The organism is Flavobacterium sp. HTF, assembly GCF_003105115.1.
In the GTDB taxonomy this organism is placed as follows: Bacteria; Bacteroidota; Bacteroidia; order Flavobacteriales; family Flavobacteriaceae; genus Flavobacterium.
Genome location: NZ_QETH01000018.1, coordinates 1 through 17288 on the forward strand (window position 1 = coordinate 1; position 17288 = coordinate 17288).

General features: G+C 34.0%; 20 protein-coding genes. 9 read left to right on the forward strand and 11 right to left on the reverse strand.

Annotation, left to right across the window (positions count from 1 at the left end; genetic code table 11):
- Window positions 1–69: 69 nt before the first annotated feature.
- Window positions 70–1074: a glycosyltransferase family 2 protein gene (locus DCO46_RS07760; protein ID WP_165828877.1), complete on the forward strand. Its 1005-nt coding sequence runs from the start codon at window positions 70–72 to the stop codon at window positions 1072–1074.
- Window positions 1075–1080: 6 nt separating this feature from the next.
- On the opposite strand, the gene DCO46_RS07765 is transcribed toward DCO46_RS07760, so the two are convergent.
- From DCO46_RS07765 to DCO46_RS07795, 7 genes are read right to left on the reverse strand one after another with little or no spacing between them, the layout of a single operon-like run.
- A complete protein-coding gene (locus tag DCO46_RS07765; RefSeq protein WP_116751996.1) occupies window positions 1081–2049 on the reverse strand; it encodes a glycosyltransferase family 2 protein in 969 nt (322 codons plus the stop codon).
- Between the two features lie 17 nt (window positions 2050–2066).
- Window positions 2067–2702 carry an acetyltransferase gene (locus DCO46_RS07770; protein ID WP_116751997.1) on the reverse strand — a complete coding sequence of 212 codons (636 nt, stop codon included), beginning with the start codon at window positions 2700–2702 and terminating at the stop codon, window positions 2067–2069.
- Window positions 2699–3712, reverse strand: a complete 1014-nt coding sequence (locus DCO46_RS07775; RefSeq protein ID WP_116751998.1) for a 3-oxoacyl-ACP synthase III family protein — start codon at window positions 3710–3712, stop codon at window positions 2699–2701. Before DCO46_RS07775 ends, DCO46_RS07770 begins: the two co-directional genes overlap by 4 nt.
- A gap of 8 nt (window positions 3713–3720) precedes the next feature.
- Window positions 3721–4464 (reverse strand): SDR family NAD(P)-dependent oxidoreductase, encoded by a 744-nt coding sequence (locus tag DCO46_RS07780; protein WP_116751999.1) that lies wholly within the window; start codon window positions 4462–4464, stop codon window positions 3721–3723.
- Window positions 4464–5552: an aromatic ring-hydroxylating oxygenase subunit alpha gene (locus DCO46_RS07785; protein WP_116752000.1), complete on the reverse strand. Its 1089-nt coding sequence runs from the start codon at window positions 5550–5552 to the stop codon at window positions 4464–4466. Before DCO46_RS07785 ends, DCO46_RS07780 begins: the two co-directional genes overlap by 1 nt.
- Window positions 5549–6604: a 3-oxoacyl-ACP synthase III family protein gene (locus DCO46_RS07790; RefSeq protein ID WP_116752001.1), complete on the reverse strand. Its 1056-nt coding sequence runs from the start codon at window positions 6602–6604 to the stop codon at window positions 5549–5551. The genes DCO46_RS07785 and DCO46_RS07790 overlap by 4 nt, the downstream gene beginning before the upstream one ends.
- A 5-nt stretch (window positions 6605–6609) precedes the next feature.
- Window positions 6610–6840, reverse strand: a complete 231-nt coding sequence (locus tag DCO46_RS07795) for a phosphopantetheine-binding protein (RefSeq protein ID WP_116752002.1) — start codon at window positions 6838–6840, stop codon at window positions 6610–6612.
- Window positions 6841–7094: 254 nt separating this feature from the next.
- On the opposite strand from DCO46_RS07795, the gene DCO46_RS07800 reads away from it, so the two are divergent.
- Together DCO46_RS07800 and DCO46_RS07805 are read left to right on the forward strand one after the other, a co-directional pair.
- The gene (locus DCO46_RS07800) at window positions 7095–8171 is read left to right on the forward strand and encodes a DegT/DnrJ/EryC1/StrS family aminotransferase (RefSeq protein ID WP_116752003.1); all 1077 of its coding nucleotides are present in this window, start codon (window positions 7095–7097) and stop codon (window positions 8169–8171) included.
- Window positions 8172–8213: 42 nt separating this feature from the next.
- A complete protein-coding gene (locus DCO46_RS07805; RefSeq protein ID WP_116752004.1) occupies window positions 8214–8786 on the forward strand; it encodes an L-threonylcarbamoyladenylate synthase in 573 nt (190 codons plus the stop codon).
- Window positions 8787–8883: 97 nt separating this feature from the next.
- Here the strand turns inward: DCO46_RS07805 and DCO46_RS07810 are convergent, their stop codons facing one another.
- Window positions 8884–10008 (reverse strand): cysteine desulfurase family protein, encoded by a 1125-nt coding sequence (locus tag DCO46_RS07810; RefSeq protein ID WP_116752005.1) that lies wholly within the window; start codon window positions 10006–10008, stop codon window positions 8884–8886.
- 83 nt (window positions 10009–10091) lie between these two features.
- Between DCO46_RS07810 and DCO46_RS07815 the strand changes: the two genes are divergently transcribed.
- Entirely contained in the window at window positions 10092–11081 is a 990-nt protein-coding gene (locus DCO46_RS07815; protein ID WP_124019550.1) for a hypothetical protein, read from the forward strand.
- A gap of 138 nt (window positions 11082–11219) precedes the next feature.
- Here the strand turns inward: DCO46_RS07815 and DCO46_RS07820 are convergent, their stop codons facing one another.
- Window positions 11220–11771, reverse strand: coding sequence for a Smr/MutS family protein (locus DCO46_RS07820; RefSeq protein ID WP_116752007.1), 552 nt, complete (start codon window positions 11769–11771; stop codon window positions 11220–11222).
- Window positions 11761–11946 (reverse strand): hypothetical protein, encoded by a 186-nt coding sequence (locus DCO46_RS07825; RefSeq protein WP_116752008.1) that lies wholly within the window; start codon window positions 11944–11946, stop codon window positions 11761–11763. The genes DCO46_RS07820 and DCO46_RS07825 overlap by 11 nt, the downstream gene beginning before the upstream one ends.
- Before the next feature lie 105 nt (window positions 11947–12051).
- On the opposite strand from DCO46_RS07825, the gene DCO46_RS07830 reads away from it, so the two are divergent.
- Window positions 12052–12336 (forward strand): DUF2752 domain-containing protein, encoded by a 285-nt coding sequence (locus DCO46_RS07830; RefSeq protein ID WP_116752009.1) that lies wholly within the window; start codon window positions 12052–12054, stop codon window positions 12334–12336.
- A gap of 14 nt (window positions 12337–12350) precedes the next feature.
- Here DCO46_RS07830 and DCO46_RS07835 read toward each other — a convergent pair whose 3' ends face one another.
- Entirely contained in the window at window positions 12351–13052 is a 702-nt protein-coding gene (locus DCO46_RS07835) for a DUF1003 domain-containing protein (protein ID WP_116752070.1), read from the reverse strand.
- 192 nt (window positions 13053–13244) lie between these two features.
- Between DCO46_RS07835 and DCO46_RS07840 the strand changes: the two genes are divergently transcribed.
- The 4 genes from DCO46_RS07840 to DCO46_RS07855 all read left to right on the forward strand — a co-directional run bounded on the left by DCO46_RS07840 (window position 13245) and on the right by DCO46_RS07855 (window position 17260).
- Window positions 13245–14036, forward strand: coding sequence for a serine O-acetyltransferase (locus DCO46_RS07840; RefSeq protein ID WP_116752010.1), 792 nt, complete (start codon window positions 13245–13247; stop codon window positions 14034–14036).
- A 1-nt stretch (window position 14037) separates the two neighbouring features.
- Window positions 14038–14925: a cysteine synthase CysM gene (gene cysM, locus DCO46_RS07845; RefSeq protein WP_116752011.1), complete on the forward strand. Its 888-nt coding sequence runs from the start codon at window positions 14038–14040 to the stop codon at window positions 14923–14925.
- 161 nt (window positions 14926–15086) lie between these two features.
- Window positions 15087–16073 (forward strand): aldo/keto reductase, encoded by a 987-nt coding sequence (locus DCO46_RS07850; protein WP_116752012.1) that lies wholly within the window; start codon window positions 15087–15089, stop codon window positions 16071–16073.
- A 116-nt stretch (window positions 16074–16189) separates the two neighbouring features.
- Window positions 16190–17260 (forward strand): hypothetical protein, encoded by a 1071-nt coding sequence (locus DCO46_RS07855; RefSeq protein WP_116752013.1) that lies wholly within the window; start codon window positions 16190–16192, stop codon window positions 17258–17260.
- The last annotated feature ends 28 nt before the right edge of the window (window positions 17261–17288 follow it).

The window sequence follows — 17288 nt, forward strand, 5'->3', positions numbered from 1 at the left end:
ACTTTTCATTTATAGAATTTAGCAAAAACATATATTATATATTTGTTATTTTAATAAAAATCTATGTTTATGACCCATCCCGAAATTTCTGTTATCATGCCCGTTTATAATGCTGCGGACTTTTTAACCGAAAGTATCGAAAGCATATTAAATCAAACTTTCACTAATTTTGAACTGATAATCCTCAACGATAAATCGACAGACAACAGTTTAGAAGTAATCTCTAAATATCAACGAAGTGATTCCAGAATTATTATAATTGATAAAGACATTAACGTTGGGCCTGCAAATCTTAGAAATGAAGGACTTAAGATTGCAAAAGGGGAATTTGTTGCTTTAATGGACGCAGATGACATAGCATTACCACAACGTTTTGAGAAACAAATAAACGTCTTAAAGAATAGTCCGGAAATCGGGCTGTGCGGAACCTGGTTTACGTTTTTCGGATCTGAAAATAAACTAATCAAACATAGTATAACTTCTGATGCTATTAAAATTTCTTTTCTACATAGCTGCAATATAGGTAACCCTACTGTCATGCTGCGAAAAGCCGCACTGGATAATTTGCAATTTGATAATGAATATGTTCCTGTAGAAGATTATGATTTGTGGAGCAGGTTATTGTCCAAAACCTCTTTTTATAACATCCCTGAGTCTTTGCTAAATTACAGACAGCATAATCAGAATATCAGTAAAACCAAAATTGATAATGTAAACCGTGCTATAAGAAGGGTTAAAACAAATCAATTAAATCAATTTGGAATTGAAAGTTCTGATCCTAAAATTGATTCTTATATAAATGCCGTTTCAGTTAGAAAAAGGTTATCTCCTGATGCCATTTTTGAGGTTATCGCTGCTGCAAAGCATTTGACTGAACAGAATAAAAAGCTTACTATTTACAATCAGGAATTACTGGAAAAGCATATTGAAAAAACGTTAATACGAACTATCAGGAATGCAGGAAAATATAACCTGGAATTTTATAAACAGTTACAAAAAAACGAAAAGGCGTTATTCCGAAAAATAAACACCCTTGATAAAACAATCCTGTTTTTTAAATCTCTAATCGGATAATGTATTTTAACCGGATATCTTATTTTTTACAGAACGGATGAAAAATTTGATTTTAGCTTTTAATGGTGCCTGATCGATAAATTCTTTAATAGCATCCCTTTGTTTTGTATTATCAAGTTTTTTATCATTAACCGTATTTAAAGCTTCAAAAGCAGAAGCTTTTAATAATCTCTTCATAACACGCTCCATATTTCTGGTACGTGACTGAGGAATGTTATCATATATTTCTTTTACATTCAGATATGATGAATAACGCTGGATAAAAGGCTTCTGAAGCGAATATATTCCTCCTGGATGCCATCTGTACACAGAGCTTTGAAAATTCATATAAGCACCTTTTCCATTACACAATGCTAATGCGTAAAGCGTATTATCCTTTCCGTAAACAAATTTTTTATAATCAAGCGGATCAACAGCCGATTTTCTAAAAACAGAAGTCAGCGTATAAGTACAATAGGGTACAAATAAATTATCAAAATCTACAGTATAGATTTCAGGCAATGAATCCTTGAATTCGTTGGGAACCATTTCGTCTCCTTTTTTCATAAAAAAGTCTGTCCAGGTTATCGCAAAATCTTCATGGCTTTCTAAAAAATCAACTTGTTTCTGCAGCTTCAAAGGATCAATCCAGTAATCGTCCCCTTCGCACAAAGCAATGTATTTTCCTTTTGCTTTCGGAAAAGTAACATCACTCCAAAAATTGATTTTTTGAGAATATTGATTCACCGTTTGCAAAACAGGCTTAATTATTAATGGATACTGCTCTGCAAATTCTTTTATTATAGAAGCTGTTGTATCCGTAGAAGCATCATCATGAATAATTATTTCGAAAGGAAAATTGGTTTCCTGGCTTAAAAAGCCATTTATCGTTTCCCTAATAAAATTTTCGTGGTTAAAGGCATCACATAAAATACTTACCAAAGGCTGTTCGGGATTTCCTTTCCAATTAAAAACAATGCTATTTTGATCTTTCATTCAACTATACTTTCTGCTTAAAAATTAAGGACTTTTGCAGGAACTCCAAAAACAGTAGTTCCTTCTTTTACATTTTTGATTGCCAGGCTTGATGCTCCTACTGTTGCTCCTTTCCTTACCGTTACATTTGGCAGAACGGATGCTCTGGTATGCAAACAGGTCTCTTCTTCCAAGACAACAAACCCACCGGTAAAACTATAAGTATTCAGGTGCGACCATTTACCGATTTTAGTATCATGTCCTAAACCCACAAATCCCTGTATTGTAACAAAGTCTCCTATAATACAATCATTACTGATATTAGAATACATGAAAATAATTACCCCATTACCTATAACGGCATTCGTATTCTGAAATGATGTCGGATGAATCAGGTTGATAAATTTACCTCCTTTTGACAGTACAATTTCAACATAATGTTTTTTCCATTGTACACTTCCCAACGCACATACAAAAACATCATTTTCCTGAATTTCATATTCTTCAACTGATGAAATAATTTCTGGATAATTTTCAAAACCGTTTAATGCATCTGATTTGTCATCCAGAAATCCTTTTATGGTATATTCAGTATTATATCCGGAACAATCTTTTGCCAGGTCATGAACCTCACGACCGTAACCTCTCGCTCCTATTATAAGTAAGTTTTTCATTTTTCTACACTTAGGTTACAGGCAGCCCAGGAATATCCTACGCCAAATCCTGCCAGTATTATATTTTTGCTGTCTCCGATTTTTCCCTGCTTTTGAGCTTCGTATAATGCAATTGGAATTGTAGATGAAACTGTGTTTCCACAATCTTCCATTGCGATAAAAAACTTTTCCTCAGGAATTTTTATTTTTTTCCTTAAATGGTTCAGCATGTATTTATTTGCCTGATGAAAAACAAATAAATCAATATCGTCTTTTGTTAAATTTGATTTTTCTAAAATGGCTTCTGTAAGCTTAGGTACAAATTCACCTGTAAAATTAAAGATTTCAGCTCCGTTCATGAAAAGGTTTTTATCATTTCGGACATTCCCAAACTCATCAACCTTATCTTCATTTTCATCAGAAACCGGAAAACGCATTCCTCCTTGTTTTACAATCAGGTTTTCGGCACCTTTCCCGTCTGTTCCAAAAATAAAATTACCAATAGAACAAAATCCTTTTTCACTGGTTATTAAAGCTGCGGCTGCGGCATCTCCAAAAATAGTTTTATTGCTTTTATCTTTTGGGTGAATAAATTTCGAATAGGTTTCTGAAGTGATTAACAAAACATTTTTTGCCATTTCTCCTGCAATCAAACCTTTAGCCAGACTCAGTCCATATACAAATCCCGAACAGCCTAAATTGAAATCCAGTGCTCCTATTGAGGTCTGCAGGCCAAGTTTTTCCTGAATTATACATGCTGTTGTCGGCAGGAAATAATCCGGACTTTGTGTACAGAACAGTAAATAATCAATATCCGATTTATTAATGTTATGCTCTTCAAATAATTTTTCAGCGGCTTTAACGGCCATATCAGATGAAAATTCATCTTTAGCACTTATGTGCCTGGAATTTATTCCGGTTTTTGAACTGATTTTTTCAATTCCCCATTCCGGAAACTCCTCGTTTATCAAATCATTAGATAAAACTGTTTCAGGCAGATAATACGAAATGGCTTTTATATTAGCTTTCATGGTCAGAATTATATCGTTGAAGTTCTTCCTCCGTCTAATACTATATTTTGTCCTGTAATCCAGCTGCTTGCATCAGACAATAAAAATACAATCGGATTGGCTACCTGAATCGGGTCTCCATATCCCAGAGGGTATTTTTTTTCGTCCTGCTGAATTACCTCTAAGGATAAATCTTCAATAGATTTTGATGTAATTTCGGTTTTTACCATTCCTGGAGAGACACAATTTACACGTGTTTTACTCGCAGCAAATTCACTTGCCCAGACTTTTGAAATTGCAATTAAGGCACCTTTGCTTGCCGCATAAATTCCGTTTCCTTTCATTCCGAACAAACCGGCAATTGACGAAACCAAAACAATTGAACTTGCTTTGTTTATTTTTTTCTTTTTGAAAATCAGATTAATGAGATACACAATTGAATCAAAATTTATGGATCGCATCTCGTTCATTAATTCTTCTGAATAAAACTTAACCGGCGCCAATGATACAATTCCTGCCGAATGCACGATTCCGTCTATATTTTCAATAGAGTCAACAATAGCTTTAATATCATCCATTTTGGATAAATCGGCGGCGATAAAACTATTTTCGCTTCCGCATTCATCAATCAGTTTTTCCAGAAAATCTTTTCTTCTTGCAATAGCGATAAAAGTTCCGCCCTGTCTTGTAATTGCAAGGCAGGTTTCATAACCAATTCCCGAAGATGCTCCGGTTACTAGGATTTTTTTTCCTGATAAATCAAATGGATTCATTATATATCTTTTAATTCTGTTTTATTATTAAAGTATTTGTAGAAATTTAAAATTCTAAATTCTTCGTCGCCAAATCTTGGAGAAATGTCTTTAAAATTTACTAAGTTGGTTTGAATATTTTCTACAATTTTTTTGTCTTCATTCAAAACCAGATCCAAAGAATCGTTTGAACTATTATTAATAAAATCAATAATATTCTGTTCGGATTCACTTAGTTCTTTTTCAAATCTTGAAGAAAAATAACGCACTCTTAAAACGGTTTTAGAAGGTGATTCCGGAAGCATAAATCCAAAATAAAAACCTTTTCCTTCTACCGAACTTATAAACGCATTGGGATAAATATAAAAATGCAGGTAGCCTTGTATTTTTAAAGTTCTGCCAGCCAGTGATTTTTCGATTATTTTATTTGGTTTTACACCTTCACCTTTTGGAAATTCACACCAGCTGTGAGCATCAAAGAAATCAAATTTTTCTGCCGCAACAGATCCAAAGCCCATTTTTGCAAATGAGTTTTCGTGAACCGATGTACAATGGTAGCATTCCAAAACATTTTCTACCAGAAGTTTCCAGTTTACTTTATGTTCTATAGCATAATCGATCGTCTTTGTACCAAAATGACTGCTGATTTCTGCTAACGGATTAAACATAGAACCCAGATAATCGGGCAGGCTTTTCTCCAGCTGGTCATTTAATTTTATAAAAACAAAATCACCGCAAAAATCAACTTCATATTCTTTAAGACGCAGTTCATTAATAGTTTCTTTCTCAAATGAATTACGGCACATTAGCCCAACAACATTTCCTTTTTTTCCGTAAGTCCAGTTATGATATAAGCAGGAAGAGACTCTGTTTCCGTATGGTTCTTCATGAATTGTATTGAACCGGTGCAAACATACATTCTGAAAAGATTTTATTGCACCATTGTAGTTTTGGACAAAAATTTTATTTCCAAAATATTCAAAAGTAACAAAATCATTGTTGTTTAATAATTCATTTTTATGGGCAACCAGTATCCAGGATTCATTAAAAAACAAAGATTTTTCTTTTTGATAAATATCTTCATCTATGTAATTTAGGTTCTTCATCATATTTCTATCAAATCTGAAATTACAGCATTTTGCAATCTGATTTTTGCTGTCCCCCAGGATAACCCAACTCCAAATCCACAGAGAATCAAATCCTGTGTCGTACTTGTCAGATCGTTTTTTAATTCTGTTACAATTGTCAATGGAATTGTTGTCGAAGAAGTATTTCCAAATTCTTTCAAAGAATACGGAACTTTTTCAACAGGAAGTTTTAATTTCTTAACAATCATTTTATTCATCATTAAATTAGCCTGATGAAAAACAAAATGATTTATAGCTTCCTTATCGAGTTCAAACTTTTCGATAAGTTTATTTACAGTTTTTGGCGCCTGTGAAATTCCAAAACTAAAAACATCCATTCCGTCCAGAATTAACTGGCAGGCATTTCTTTCTATTCCCGGTGAAATTGTATGGTATGCCAGTGAATCAGAATTTATTCTGTTTCTTGAGCCACCGTCATTTATCATTATAGTTTTATAACCTGAGCCGTCTGTACCCAAATCAAAAAGTAAATCATCTGCATTTTCATCAAATTCAAATGCAGTCGCGCTGCCCCCGTCTCCAAAAAGCGGAACAGTACTTTTGTCTGTTTTGGAAAGTAATTTACTGCTTGTATCTCCGGCCAAAAGCAAACCTTTTTTTAAACCGGTTGCTTTCATCATTGCTGCAATTATTGAAATTCCGTAAACGTACCCCGAACAGCCTAAAGGCACATCAAAGGCAATACAATTGGTAGATAATCCTAATCTGTCCTGAAGTATGGCTGCAGAAACAGGCAAAATATAATCGGCAGTCTGAGAGACAAAAACTAAAATTTCAATTTCTTCTTTTTGCCAGTTAAGATCTTTGATTAATTTTTCAGCAGCTTCACAACACAAATCAGAAGTACATATTTCATTTGTTGCAATACGTCTTTCTTCAACTCCGGTAGCTTCTACAAACTTCTGGATTTCTTCTTGTGTCAATATATCCAGATCAATATTGCGCTCCGTATTTTTAGGAACGCAACAAGATATACCTTTTATTGCAATACTATTTACTGAAAAAGTAGCCATTTAAATTACCCTTTATTTTTGATTATTTCGAAGATATCGTTTAATGAATTTGAAGATTTAATATCATCTCCTGTTAATTTTACTGAATATTCTTCATCTGCCATTGCAATTAATGATAAGGCTGTCAATGAATCCCATTCGTCCAAATCTCTAAAAACAGTTTCTTGTTTAATTAATGTTGCATCTGTATCATCCAAAAGATCTGCAAAATTTTGCAAAAAAGCGTTGATTTCCATAGTATTCTTAAATTTATTTTGGGTTTATTATGTATTTGTTTCTATTATTTTTTCAGCAAAGCTATTTATTTTAGTCTAAGAAAACTATTCATAAAATATTGTTTCTCAGAGAATCAGCAGTAATCAAAAATTGTTGTATTTTTTATAATTCCTGCTTATGCTGATAAATCAGCTTTCTTTTGTTATTTTTACCCCACAAATATAACAATAGTTTATCCTTTAAGGGTAATTAAACATACTAAATACATAATTAAATGATTCCGGTAACCAAAACCTTTTTACCTCCGCAGGAAGAATATAATTCTTACGTAAAACGTGCATGGGATAACGTATGGCTCACAAATCGTGGTGAACTAACGCTGGAACTGGAAGAAAAGCTTAAAAATTATCTTAATGTTACGCATATTACGGTTACTAATAACGGTACAATGCCCATACAAATTGCATTAAAATTATTTGGTAAAGGAGGAGAAATAATCACTACACCTTTTTCTTATGTAGCAACTTCTGCTGCTATTGTATGGGAAAACTGCACTCCTGTTTTTGTGGACATAAATCCTGAATACCTTACAATAGACGAAACAAAAATTGAAGCTGCCATTACGTCAAAAACAACCGCTATTCTTGCGACTCACGTTTTTGGAAATCCTTGTCATATTGAAGCTATCGAAAATATAGCAAAAAAACATAATCTAAAGGTAATTTATGACGCAGCGCATTGTTTCGGAGTAAAATACAATAACGAATCTGTGTTTAATTTTGGAGATGTCAGCACCTGCAGTTTTCACGCAACAAAATTATTCCATACCGGAGAAGGCGGCGCTATGTTCTGCCATGATGATAAAATACACCACGAATTATATTACAGCCATAATTTTGGACACGACGGGCCTCTCGCCTTTCATGGTCTTGGCGTCAATGCTAAAATTTCCGAATTACAATCGGCAATGGGATTAGCCGTTTTTCCTTACATGAATCACATTATCACAGAAAGAAAAAAGGTAACCGATTTCTATAATAACAACCTGAATTTTAAAAACTTAAAAAACTTAAAAATCAGAGAAAACACTGAATGGAATTATAGTTATTATCCTGTAATTTTTGATTCTGAAGCTACTTTATTAAAAGCTCTTGAAGAATTACAAAAAGAAAATATAATCCCAAGACGCTATTTTTATCCTTCTTTAAATACTATTGACCACACTAAGGGGGAGAAAATGCCAATATCAGAATCTATTGCGTTAAGAATAGTGTGTTTACCTTTATATGTGGGGCTTTCTGAAAATGAATTGGAAAAAATCACAGATATTATAAACAAACTAACAGCATAAAAAATTAAACTAATTTTCAAGTTCAGGTAAAATTTCTAGATTATGAGTCAGGATATAAATACAGAAGTTCACAACGCTTACGAAGTTATCAAAGAAGGCGGAATCATCCTTTATCCAACAGATACTGTTTGGGGAATTGGCTGTGATGCTACAAATCCGGAAGCTGTTGCTAAAATATATAAATTAAAACAGCGTGCTGAAACTCAAAGTATGATTGTATTGATGAATAGCGAAAAAATGATGTACAATGTTTTTAAAAACATCCCTGAAGTTGCCTGGCAAATTTTAGATTTATCTGAAAAACCAACCACGCTAATTTTGGATGATGCCAGAAATGTAGCCCACAATATTATTGCAGCCGATAAATCTCTTGGAATAAGATTAGTAAAAGAGCCTTTTTGTTTTAAATTAATGGAAAGAATGAAAAAACCATTAGTTTCAACTTCTGCCAATATTTCGGGACAGCCTACGCCAATTGCCTTTAAGGATATTAGTCCGGAAATCATCAAGGGTGTTGACTACGTTGTAAAACTTAATCAGGACAAAATTGCCGGGAAACCTTCAACAATTATCAAATTAACAAACGATTCGCAGGTAAAAGTGATTAGGAAGTAGTTTTTTGTTTCAGGTTTCAGGTTTCAAGTTTCAGGTTGATCGGAATTAGAATTAAAACCTTTGTCGCTTTGCCTCTCTAAACCTTTGAACCTCCTTTTTAAACACTTTTCAAACTCTCAATCAGCCAGTCGATATCTTCTTTTGTGTTGTAATGACTAAATGAAATTCGCAGATTGGGTAGTTTTAAATCTTCTTCTGAAAGCATTTCTTTTAAAACATGCGAAGGCTTAATGCTTCCGGACTGACAGGCACTTCCTCTGGAAACTGCAATCCCTTTCATATCCAGGCTAAACAAAAGCATCGAAGTTTTATCTGAAGAAAAAGGCAGAATTATATTTATGATATTATAAAAATCTTCTTTTTTTCCGTTTATCCTGAATCCCGGAAAATGAATTTCCAACTGATCAATCAAATACATTTTCAGGTTAGAAATATATTCTCTTTCGTGATCTAAATTGAGATACGACAAGGTTAAAGCTTTTGCCATTCCTGCAATTTGATGTACAGCTTCGGTTCCGGCGCGGAGTCCTTTTTCCTGCTCACCGCCAAAAATTGAAGGCTGCAGTCCTGAATTTTTTCGAACAAAGGCAAACCCGATTCCTTTGGGTCCGTGAAATTTGTGTGCACTTGCTACAATAAAATCAACCTGGGTTTTCTGAAGATCAATTTCTGTTTTACCGACAGACTGAACAGTATCAGAATGAAACAAAGTATTATATTGCCTGCAAATAACACTTACGCGGTCAAGATCTAAAATAGTTCCTGTTTCGTTATTTACATGCATGAGACTTACGATAGTCTTTTTTTCGTCAGACAACAAATTTGATAAATGAGTTAAGTCTATACTTCCATCAGCATTGATGTTTACATAATCTACGTCGATATCATACTGGGACTGCAAAGCCAAAACGGTATACAAAACGGCATGATGCTCAACTTTGGTTGTAATTATACGTTTGACCCCTAAATCTTTTACTGCAGAACGAAGAATCCAATTGTCTGCTTCAGTTCCTCCGGAAGTAAAAATAATTTCCTGAGCAAAACAATTCAGATGTTTGGCAATACTCTTTCTGGAAAGCTCCAAAATAGTCTTACCATTTCGTCCGAAACTATGGGTTGAAGAAGGATTTCCAAAATCATCGGCCATGACTTTTGTAATTTCCTGAATAACTTCAGGACGCATGGCAGTTGTAGAAGCGTTATCGAGATATACTTTTTTCATTGTGGCAAAGTTAAGCAATATCAATTGTGAATTCTTAAATATCAATTGCCAAATTTTTCACTATTTTTGACGCAAATAAAATTATGATGAGAAAATTTGCAAGCCTTCTATTATTCGCCTTTTTATTAAATGGTTGTGATGATGGCGATATAACAGTAGATAGTATAGATTTTGCTAGTGTAACAGCAACAAGTTGTGATCCTGAAACCGATCAATTGATTTATAAATTAAAAAGCCAGGAAGCATTGTTATTACAAATGCCTGAAAGTAGTCTTCTAAACGAACCTACAGCTAATGGTGACACTCTAAAATATAGTATCAACAATAGTACTTTCAGACTTTTTTACAGAAGTTATGACGGAGCCGTATCAAAGTCAAACATTTGCGATCTTATCCCTCCAACCACTCCTAAAATTATTAATGAGTGGTTTGCAAAATCCGGAACTATTAAAATTAGTACTACTGCGCAAACGACATTAAACGAAACGACGGGAGCTACTACTATCACCGGGTACACACATAATATCGTTATAACCAATCTTACCTATTCTGTAGAAAGTCTTGATGTAACACAACCGGTAGTAGTTTTTGGTGATTTTAAAACAACTATCAATAGTGAAGACAAACTGGATTTAACGTTTACTAATAACGTTGGTCAATGTACTGATAAAAAACAGATTTATGCTTTTAATCCAAGTTCAGCAATGACAATTGAAAACTTAGATCCTGCATTAATTACAAATGAAGTGACTCCTGCCAATCAGCCAAGAACCTCACTGTTAAGTGCTACTACAAATAAGCTTTTATACAGGGTGTATACAGGAGGAGTTCTTAATACTAATTATTTTTGCCAGGCAACCGCACCGGCTACTCCGGTGTTAAAAGAAACATGGGCTGCAGTAAACGGAGTTGCTAACGAAAGTGGTATCATAGAAGTTACAACTACTACGGATGCACCAGGTACATTAAAACATACAATCAGGCTTAGAAACACTTCACTTGCAAAAGGAAATAATAAATTTAACTTAGGAACAAGTTACCTCTTGGGAGAATTGTATACTACAACAAATTAATTATTCAGGCTTTTAAGAAAGCTTTTATTCTTACAAAAAATGTCCGTTTTTCATCACCTGATTTCATCATGAAATTAGGCTGAAAAACGGACATTTTTTATAGTCGCATCTGAATTTACAAATGCATAGTAAATCTTCTTATTTATTGTTTTGTTTGAAATAAACCTCTGTTGCTCCCAAACCATATTTCTGATAATTGGCATCCCGGAAATCTATTCCGTCATAACGGCCTAATAAAAAATCAAGTTCTGCTTTAAGGATTCCTTCACCAACGCCGTGAATAAATACGATTTTCGGAATACGATTTCGAATGGCAAATTCGATATGTCTTTTTGCTGTATCCGTCTGCAAAGTCAGAATATCATAATTTGACATTCCGCGTTTGTTAGGAACCAGTTTTTCGATATGCAAATCAAATTCCGGAACCGGAATTTCACGTTTATCCTTCCGTTCCTTTACAAAACTTCTGGGTTTTGGTTCTGTTTTCTCTTTTGTAATTTCTTCTAAATCAATTCTTTTAATGGAATTCATTAAATTACTGGAATCATGTATCTTAACTAACTCGTTGACACGAAATGTCATCATGAATCCATCCTCTGTTTCTATTAAAACTTCGTTGTTTTTTACTGATACCACTATCCCATTTATAGCTTCATCCAAAACGGAAACCTTATCTCCTTTAGTCAACATCCTGTTCGTCTTTTTCTTTGTTTTTACTTGGTGTTTTTGCACTTAGCTGCATCATTCCATACATGAAAACAACAATTGCAATCACCATTATATAGATATTTTTTTCTTCTGAAACCTGCTCATATAACGCAACCGAAATTGCAAGTATCATTATTAAAATTTTAAAAGCTTTCATAATTTTTTAGGTCTAAGAATTCAAAAGTAAGAAACTTTAAATACTACTTCCCATCTTCTGAAACTGATTCGTATATTTTTTGTAAAATTGTAAAAAATAAAACCCATGAATTTAGAACGTTTTATGCTGCCTTGTTTGTTCAAAACACTATTCGGAATTGAGTGTTTAGGATGCGGTTTTCAGCGTTCTTTATTCTTACTTTTTCAAGGGCAGTTTTCTGATGCTTTTCAGATGTATCCGGCGCTCTATTCTACTCTCTTTTTTTTAGGAATTTTTGCTTTGTACTTTTTAGACAAAACAAAAAACTATAAAAAATTACTTTGGATTTCCGGAACTGTAAATGCCATTTTTATGATTGCCGGGTATTGGTACAAACACTTTTATATTTAGTTTTCTGAGCCAATTTATTTTTTAACCTGGTTCAGGATATCATTCATCATTTCGATTTGTACTTTCTGAATTTCGATTAATTCTTGTTGCTGATGCATAATTAAGTGATCGATTTTATCATGGATCATTCTGATTTCCAATTCTGATTTTAAGTTAATCATATAATCTTTTTTGGCACGATTGCGGTCTTTTTCTTCCTGACGATTCTGGCTCATCATAATTACAGGAGCCTGCAAAGCGGCAATACAGGACAGAATCAAATTCAGCAAAATAAATGGATAAGGATCAAAACCTTTATTGACCAAAATCCAGACATTTGAGCCAATCCAAACGATTATAAAAAGCAAAAAGGAGATTATAAAAGTCCAGCTTCCGCCAAAATCGGCCACTTTATCTGCAATTTTTTGACCAAAATTTCTGTTTTCATCTTCATCTTCTGCAATAGTTACTATGGATTTATCTTCTTTTAAAGACTCAATAACACTTTTTTCAAGGTCAGACAGTGCTCCTATTTCTGTAGATAAATAAGTAGCAATATATTTTTGGCGGTACTTATTTAGCTCTTCAATCGCAATAAAATCGGTATCACAAAAATCGGGATGATCTTCTGTAATAAGTCCTAAAATCGGATTATGAATGGATTTTCCTGAAATTTTTTGATTTGCAGGAAAAGACAGGTTAGAAATAGCGCTTTTAAAAGTCGGGTTATTTTTCATTTTTGAATAAATTTTACCGGCTAATTTAAGCATTTAAGTTCTTATGAATCATACAAATCATCTCCTTTTAAAATACTTTCAATTATCACAAATACGATTCACAAAACAAAATTTCTTTGTCTAAATCATGCCTTTATTTACAAAAAACGCCTTACTTTTAACGCTTCAAAAACATTTATTCAATTTTTAATTGTGTCAAAAGATCTTATCATACAAAACATAAAAGCTTTAAAAAGCCATTCAAATATAAATTACGGGATCAAAACTAAAACTGAAGATTTTACCGAAAAGCTTTTTTATACCCTTTTTGATTCAAACGCACCCTTAGATCAAAGTATAGACGAACTTGAAATCCGGTTTAAGGAAATTGCCGTTATGGCCTGTAAAAAACCGGAAAACTTATGTGAATCTTTCTGGGACCGTTTTCTGGAAAAACTTCCAGGGGTCTTAGAAAAACTCAATCAGGACGCCGAATATATCTTAGAAAATGACCCCGCTTCTAACAGCATTGATGAAGTTTATTTAGGCTATCCCGGCTTTTATGCTATTGCGATTTACAGATTAAGCCACGAATTATATCTTTTGGACTTATTGCTATTTTCACGATTAATGAGCGAATATGCACACCGGATTACAGGAACAGATATTCACGCCGGAGCCAATATCGCTTCGCCGTTTTTTATCGATCACGCCACCGGAATTGTTATTGGTGAAACTACAGTAATCGAGAAAAACGTAAAAATTTATCAGGGAGTTACCCTGGGTGCCCTGAGCGTTAGCAAAGACATGAAAAATGCAAAACGACATCCTACAGTAGAAAAAAATGTCTGCATTTATGCAAATGCTACCATTTTGGGAGGAGAAACCATAATTGGTAAAAATAGTGTTGTGGGAGGTAATGCCTGGATTACCAAATCGATTCCCGCAGATTCTATCGTACTGAATACTACAACTACAGAAGTTAAAATAAAAGAAAAAAAATAATATGGGCCCACAGAAACTGCTTAACCTAATTGGAAATACGCCATTGATGGAAACAGTCAATCTGGTTAAAAATAAAAACGTAAAACTTTTATTAAAACTAGAAGGAAATAATCCCGGCGGAAGTGTAAAGGACAGAGCTGCCTATAATATGATTGCGGCAGCTTTAGAAAGAGGAGACATCAAAAAAGGGGATAAATTAATTGAGGCAACAAGCGGAAATACCGGAATTGCACTGGCAATGATTGCCCAGTTATTTCAGATAGAAATAGAACTGGTTTTACCGGAAGATTCAACCAAAGAAAGAACTCAGACTATGCGTGCCTATGGTGCGACAGTAATTCTGACACCTGCAAGCGAAGGAATTATCGGTTCCCGTGATTATGCCGACAAAAAAGTGGCGCAGGGAGGGTATCTGATGCTGAATCAGTTTGCAAATGATGATAACTGGAAAGCACATTATAAAACTACCGGCCCCGAAATCTGGAACGATACCGAAGGCACGGTAACTCATTTTGTTTCTGCCATGGGAACAACAGGAACTATTATCGGAACTTCGACTTACTTAAAAGAAAAGAACAAAAATATTCAAATTATTGGCGCACAGCCAAGTGACGGATCACAGATTCCGGGAATCAGAAAGTGGCCACAGGAATATTTACCAAAAATATTTGACGCCTCAAAAGTAGATACAGTGGTTGATGTCAGTGAAGAAGAAGCTCGTGAAATGACCAAACGTCTGGCTCTTGAAGAAGGCATTTTTGCCGGAATGAGCAGCGGTGGTTCTGTAGCTGTAGCGCTAAAAATTGCAGAAAAATTAGAATCGGGTGTTATCGTAGCGGTTATCTGTGATCGTGGCGACCGTTATCTTTCTTCTGATTTATTTGACTAAAAAAAGATTCTAAGGTTCTGAGTTGCTAAGATTCTAAGTTTTTTATATTATAAATAAAATCTCGGAGCTAAAAAACTGAGACTGTCAAGATCTTAGTATCACAGCAACTTAAAAAAGACTTAGCACCTCAGAACCTTAGCAACTTAGCACCTTAAAAAGAAATGAACTACAGAAAACTAGGAAAAACGAACTTTAATATCTCTGAAATCTCTCTCGGAACCTGGCAGGTTGGAGGAAAATGGGGATCGGGTTTTAATGATAAAACAGCAGATGAACTTCTGAATACGGCAATAGACAACGGCGTAAATTTTATTGATACTGCTGATGTTTATGAAAATGGTTTAAGCGAAACTGCCGTTGGGCGTGTTGTACGTTCACGGTCTGAACGCATTTATGTTGCCACTAAATGCGGGCGGCATATTAACCCGCATGTTAATGAAGGATATCAGCCAAAAGTACTTCAGAAATATGTTGAAGACAGCCTGAAAAGAATGGGACTGGAAACTTTGGATCTGATTCAGCTGCACTGTCCTCCTACCGAAGTTTTTTACAGACCTGAAATATTTGAAATGTTTGACAGGTTAAAAGATCAGGGCAAGATTTTAAATCTGGGAGTTAGCGTAGAAAAAGTGGAAGAAGCCTTAAAAGCAATTGAATTTCCGAATGTCACTACTGTTCAGATTATTTTCAATTTATTCCGTCAGCGTCCATCACAATTGTTTTTCTCTGAGGCCAGAAAAAAAGATATCGGCATAATTGCCAGAGTTCCTTTGGCAAGCGGGCTCTTAACTGGCTTATTTGATTCAAAAACTACTTTTGACACTCAGGATCATCGAAACTTTAATCGCAACGGAGATGCTTTTGATAAAGGTGAAACTTTCTCAGGCATAGATTATGAATTGGGACTAAAAGCAGTTGCGGAATTAAAATCTTTATTTCCGGACGCTCAAAACCTGGCTCCATACGCCTTGCAATGGATTTTGAGTTTTGAGGATGTTAGCTGTATTATTCCAGGAGCATCAAAAAACAGTCATGTTTTATCGAACTTATCGGTTTATGATTTACCAAAATTAAGTTCCGAAAAAATTAAAGCGATGAATGAAATCTACGAAAAGTATATTAAATCTTCTGTGCATCATCTTTGGTAATTAAATTGTTATAGTTATTGGGCTTAATTTTGTCTTATAATTTTATCTTGTGTCTTTTTGTAGGTTTTTATTTATGCAATTTATAATACTTTTAACAAAATTTTAAAAAAAGTATTATGAAAAAAATAAGTTTATTGGCAATTGCTGTCTGTCTGATATTAAACTCCTGTAGCAGTGATGATTTAGTGAAAAATAATGACAAAGAAATTAATACTGAACAAACTACAAAAAACAAAGAAAGTCAGGAATTAACAAATTTGTATAATGAGATTCTGGAACTTTCATTGGTAAATTCCCAAACATGCAATAATCCGAAAGATTGGGCTTTTACAGCAATCGGATCAAAAAGTTGTGGAGGACCAAAAAAATATATCCCCTATTCCCTAAAAACAAATACTGTTGACTTTCTTAATAAGGTAAAAAACTATACAAATAAACAATCCGAATTTAACACAAAATGGGAAGTGGTATCTATTTGTGATGTGATTCGTGTACCAAAATTAGTTGATTGTGTTAATGGTAAAGCTACGCTTGTTTACGAAGAAACTCAGAAAGAAGAGGAACAAAATTTAAAAAATTTATACAATGAAATTGTGACACTTTCACTGGTAAATTCACAAACATGCAGTAATCCGGAAAATTGGCATTTTACAGCGATTGGCGTAAAATCTTGTGGCGGACCGGAAAAATATATTCCTTATTCATTAACAATCGACAAAACTGTTTTCTTCGAAAAAATCGAAACCTATAACAATGCACAGAGAAATTTCAACACAAAATGGAGTATTAATTCTATATGTGATGTTGTGCCTGCTCCAATAGGAATTGACTGTGTAAATGGTAAAGCAACACTCCTGTATGAGACTGATTTTACTGAAGAAAAACAAAATTTAGAAAATTTGTATAATGAAATTATAACATTTTCACAGGTAAACTCTAAAACTTGCAATAATCCGGAAGACTGGGCTTTTACTACAATTGGTATAAAACCTTGTGGTGGACCAGAAAAATATATTCCATATTCATTAGTAATCAATAAAGCTACCTTCCTTACTATGATTGACAGCTACAATGACCTGGAGAATAAATTCAATCAAAAATGGGGTATGAGTAGCACATGTGATACTCCTCCTGTACCAACGTCTATTGAATGTATGAACGGAAAAGCAATGCTAAGCTATAAATAGCATAATTTTTTTTTGAGCTCTGTATTTC

Excerpts from the sequence above, each read along its gene's own strand:
- DCO46_RS07855 (WP_116752013.1), top strand. The coding sequence starts at position 16,190 with ATGAAAAAAATAAGTTTATTGGCAATTGCTGTCTGTCTGATATTAAAC.
- DCO46_RS07805 (WP_116752004.1), top strand. The coding sequence starts at position 8,214 with ATGAGTCAGGATATAAATACAGAAGTTCACAACGCTTACGAAGTTATC.
- DCO46_RS07765 (WP_116751996.1), bottom strand. The coding sequence starts at position 2,049 with ATGAAAGATCAAAATAGCATTGTTTTTAATTGGAAAGGAAATCCCGAA.
- DCO46_RS07780 (WP_116751999.1), bottom strand. The coding sequence starts at position 4,464 with ATGAATCCATTTGATTTATCAGGAAAAAAAATCCTAGTAACCGGAGCA.
- cysM (WP_116752011.1), top strand. The coding sequence starts at position 14,038 with ATGGGCCCACAGAAACTGCTTAACCTAATTGGAAATACGCCATTGATG.
- DCO46_RS07820 (WP_116752007.1), bottom strand. The coding sequence starts at position 11,771 with ATGTTGACTAAAGGAGATAAGGTTTCCGTTTTGGATGAAGCTATAAAT.
- DCO46_RS07790 (WP_116752001.1), bottom strand. The coding sequence starts at position 6,604 with ATGGCTACTTTTTCAGTAAATAGTATTGCAATAAAAGGTATATCTTGT.
- DCO46_RS07835 (WP_116752070.1), bottom strand. The coding sequence starts at position 13,052 with ATGAAAAATAACCCGACTTTTAAAAGCGCTATTTCTAACCTGTCTTTT.
- DCO46_RS07770 (WP_116751997.1), bottom strand. The coding sequence starts at position 2,702 with ATGAAAAACTTACTTATAATAGGAGCGAGAGGTTACGGTCGTGAGGTT.
- DCO46_RS07785 (WP_116752000.1), bottom strand. The coding sequence starts at position 5,552 with ATGATGAAGAACCTAAATTACATAGATGAAGATATTTATCAAAAAGAA.
- DCO46_RS07795 (WP_116752002.1), bottom strand. The coding sequence starts at position 6,840 with ATGGAAATCAACGCTTTTTTGCAAAATTTTGCAGATCTTTTGGATGAT.
- DCO46_RS07810 (WP_116752005.1), bottom strand. The coding sequence starts at position 10,008 with ATGAAAAAAGTATATCTCGATAACGCTTCTACAACTGCCATGCGTCCT.
- DCO46_RS07850 (WP_116752012.1), top strand. The coding sequence starts at position 15,087 with ATGAACTACAGAAAACTAGGAAAAACGAACTTTAATATCTCTGAAATC.
- DCO46_RS07800 (WP_116752003.1), top strand. The coding sequence starts at position 7,095 with ATGATTCCGGTAACCAAAACCTTTTTACCTCCGCAGGAAGAATATAAT.
- DCO46_RS07760 (WP_165828877.1), top strand. The coding sequence starts at position 70 with ATGACCCATCCCGAAATTTCTGTTATCATGCCCGTTTATAATGCTGCG.
- DCO46_RS07830 (WP_116752009.1), top strand. The coding sequence starts at position 12,052 with ATGAATTTAGAACGTTTTATGCTGCCTTGTTTGTTCAAAACACTATTC.
- DCO46_RS07815 (WP_124019550.1), top strand. The coding sequence starts at position 10,092 with ATGATGAGAAAATTTGCAAGCCTTCTATTATTCGCCTTTTTATTAAAT.
- DCO46_RS07825 (WP_116752008.1), bottom strand. The coding sequence starts at position 11,946 with ATGAAAGCTTTTAAAATTTTAATAATGATACTTGCAATTTCGGTTGCG.
- DCO46_RS07775 (WP_116751998.1), bottom strand. The coding sequence starts at position 3,712 with ATGAAAGCTAATATAAAAGCCATTTCGTATTATCTGCCTGAAACAGTT.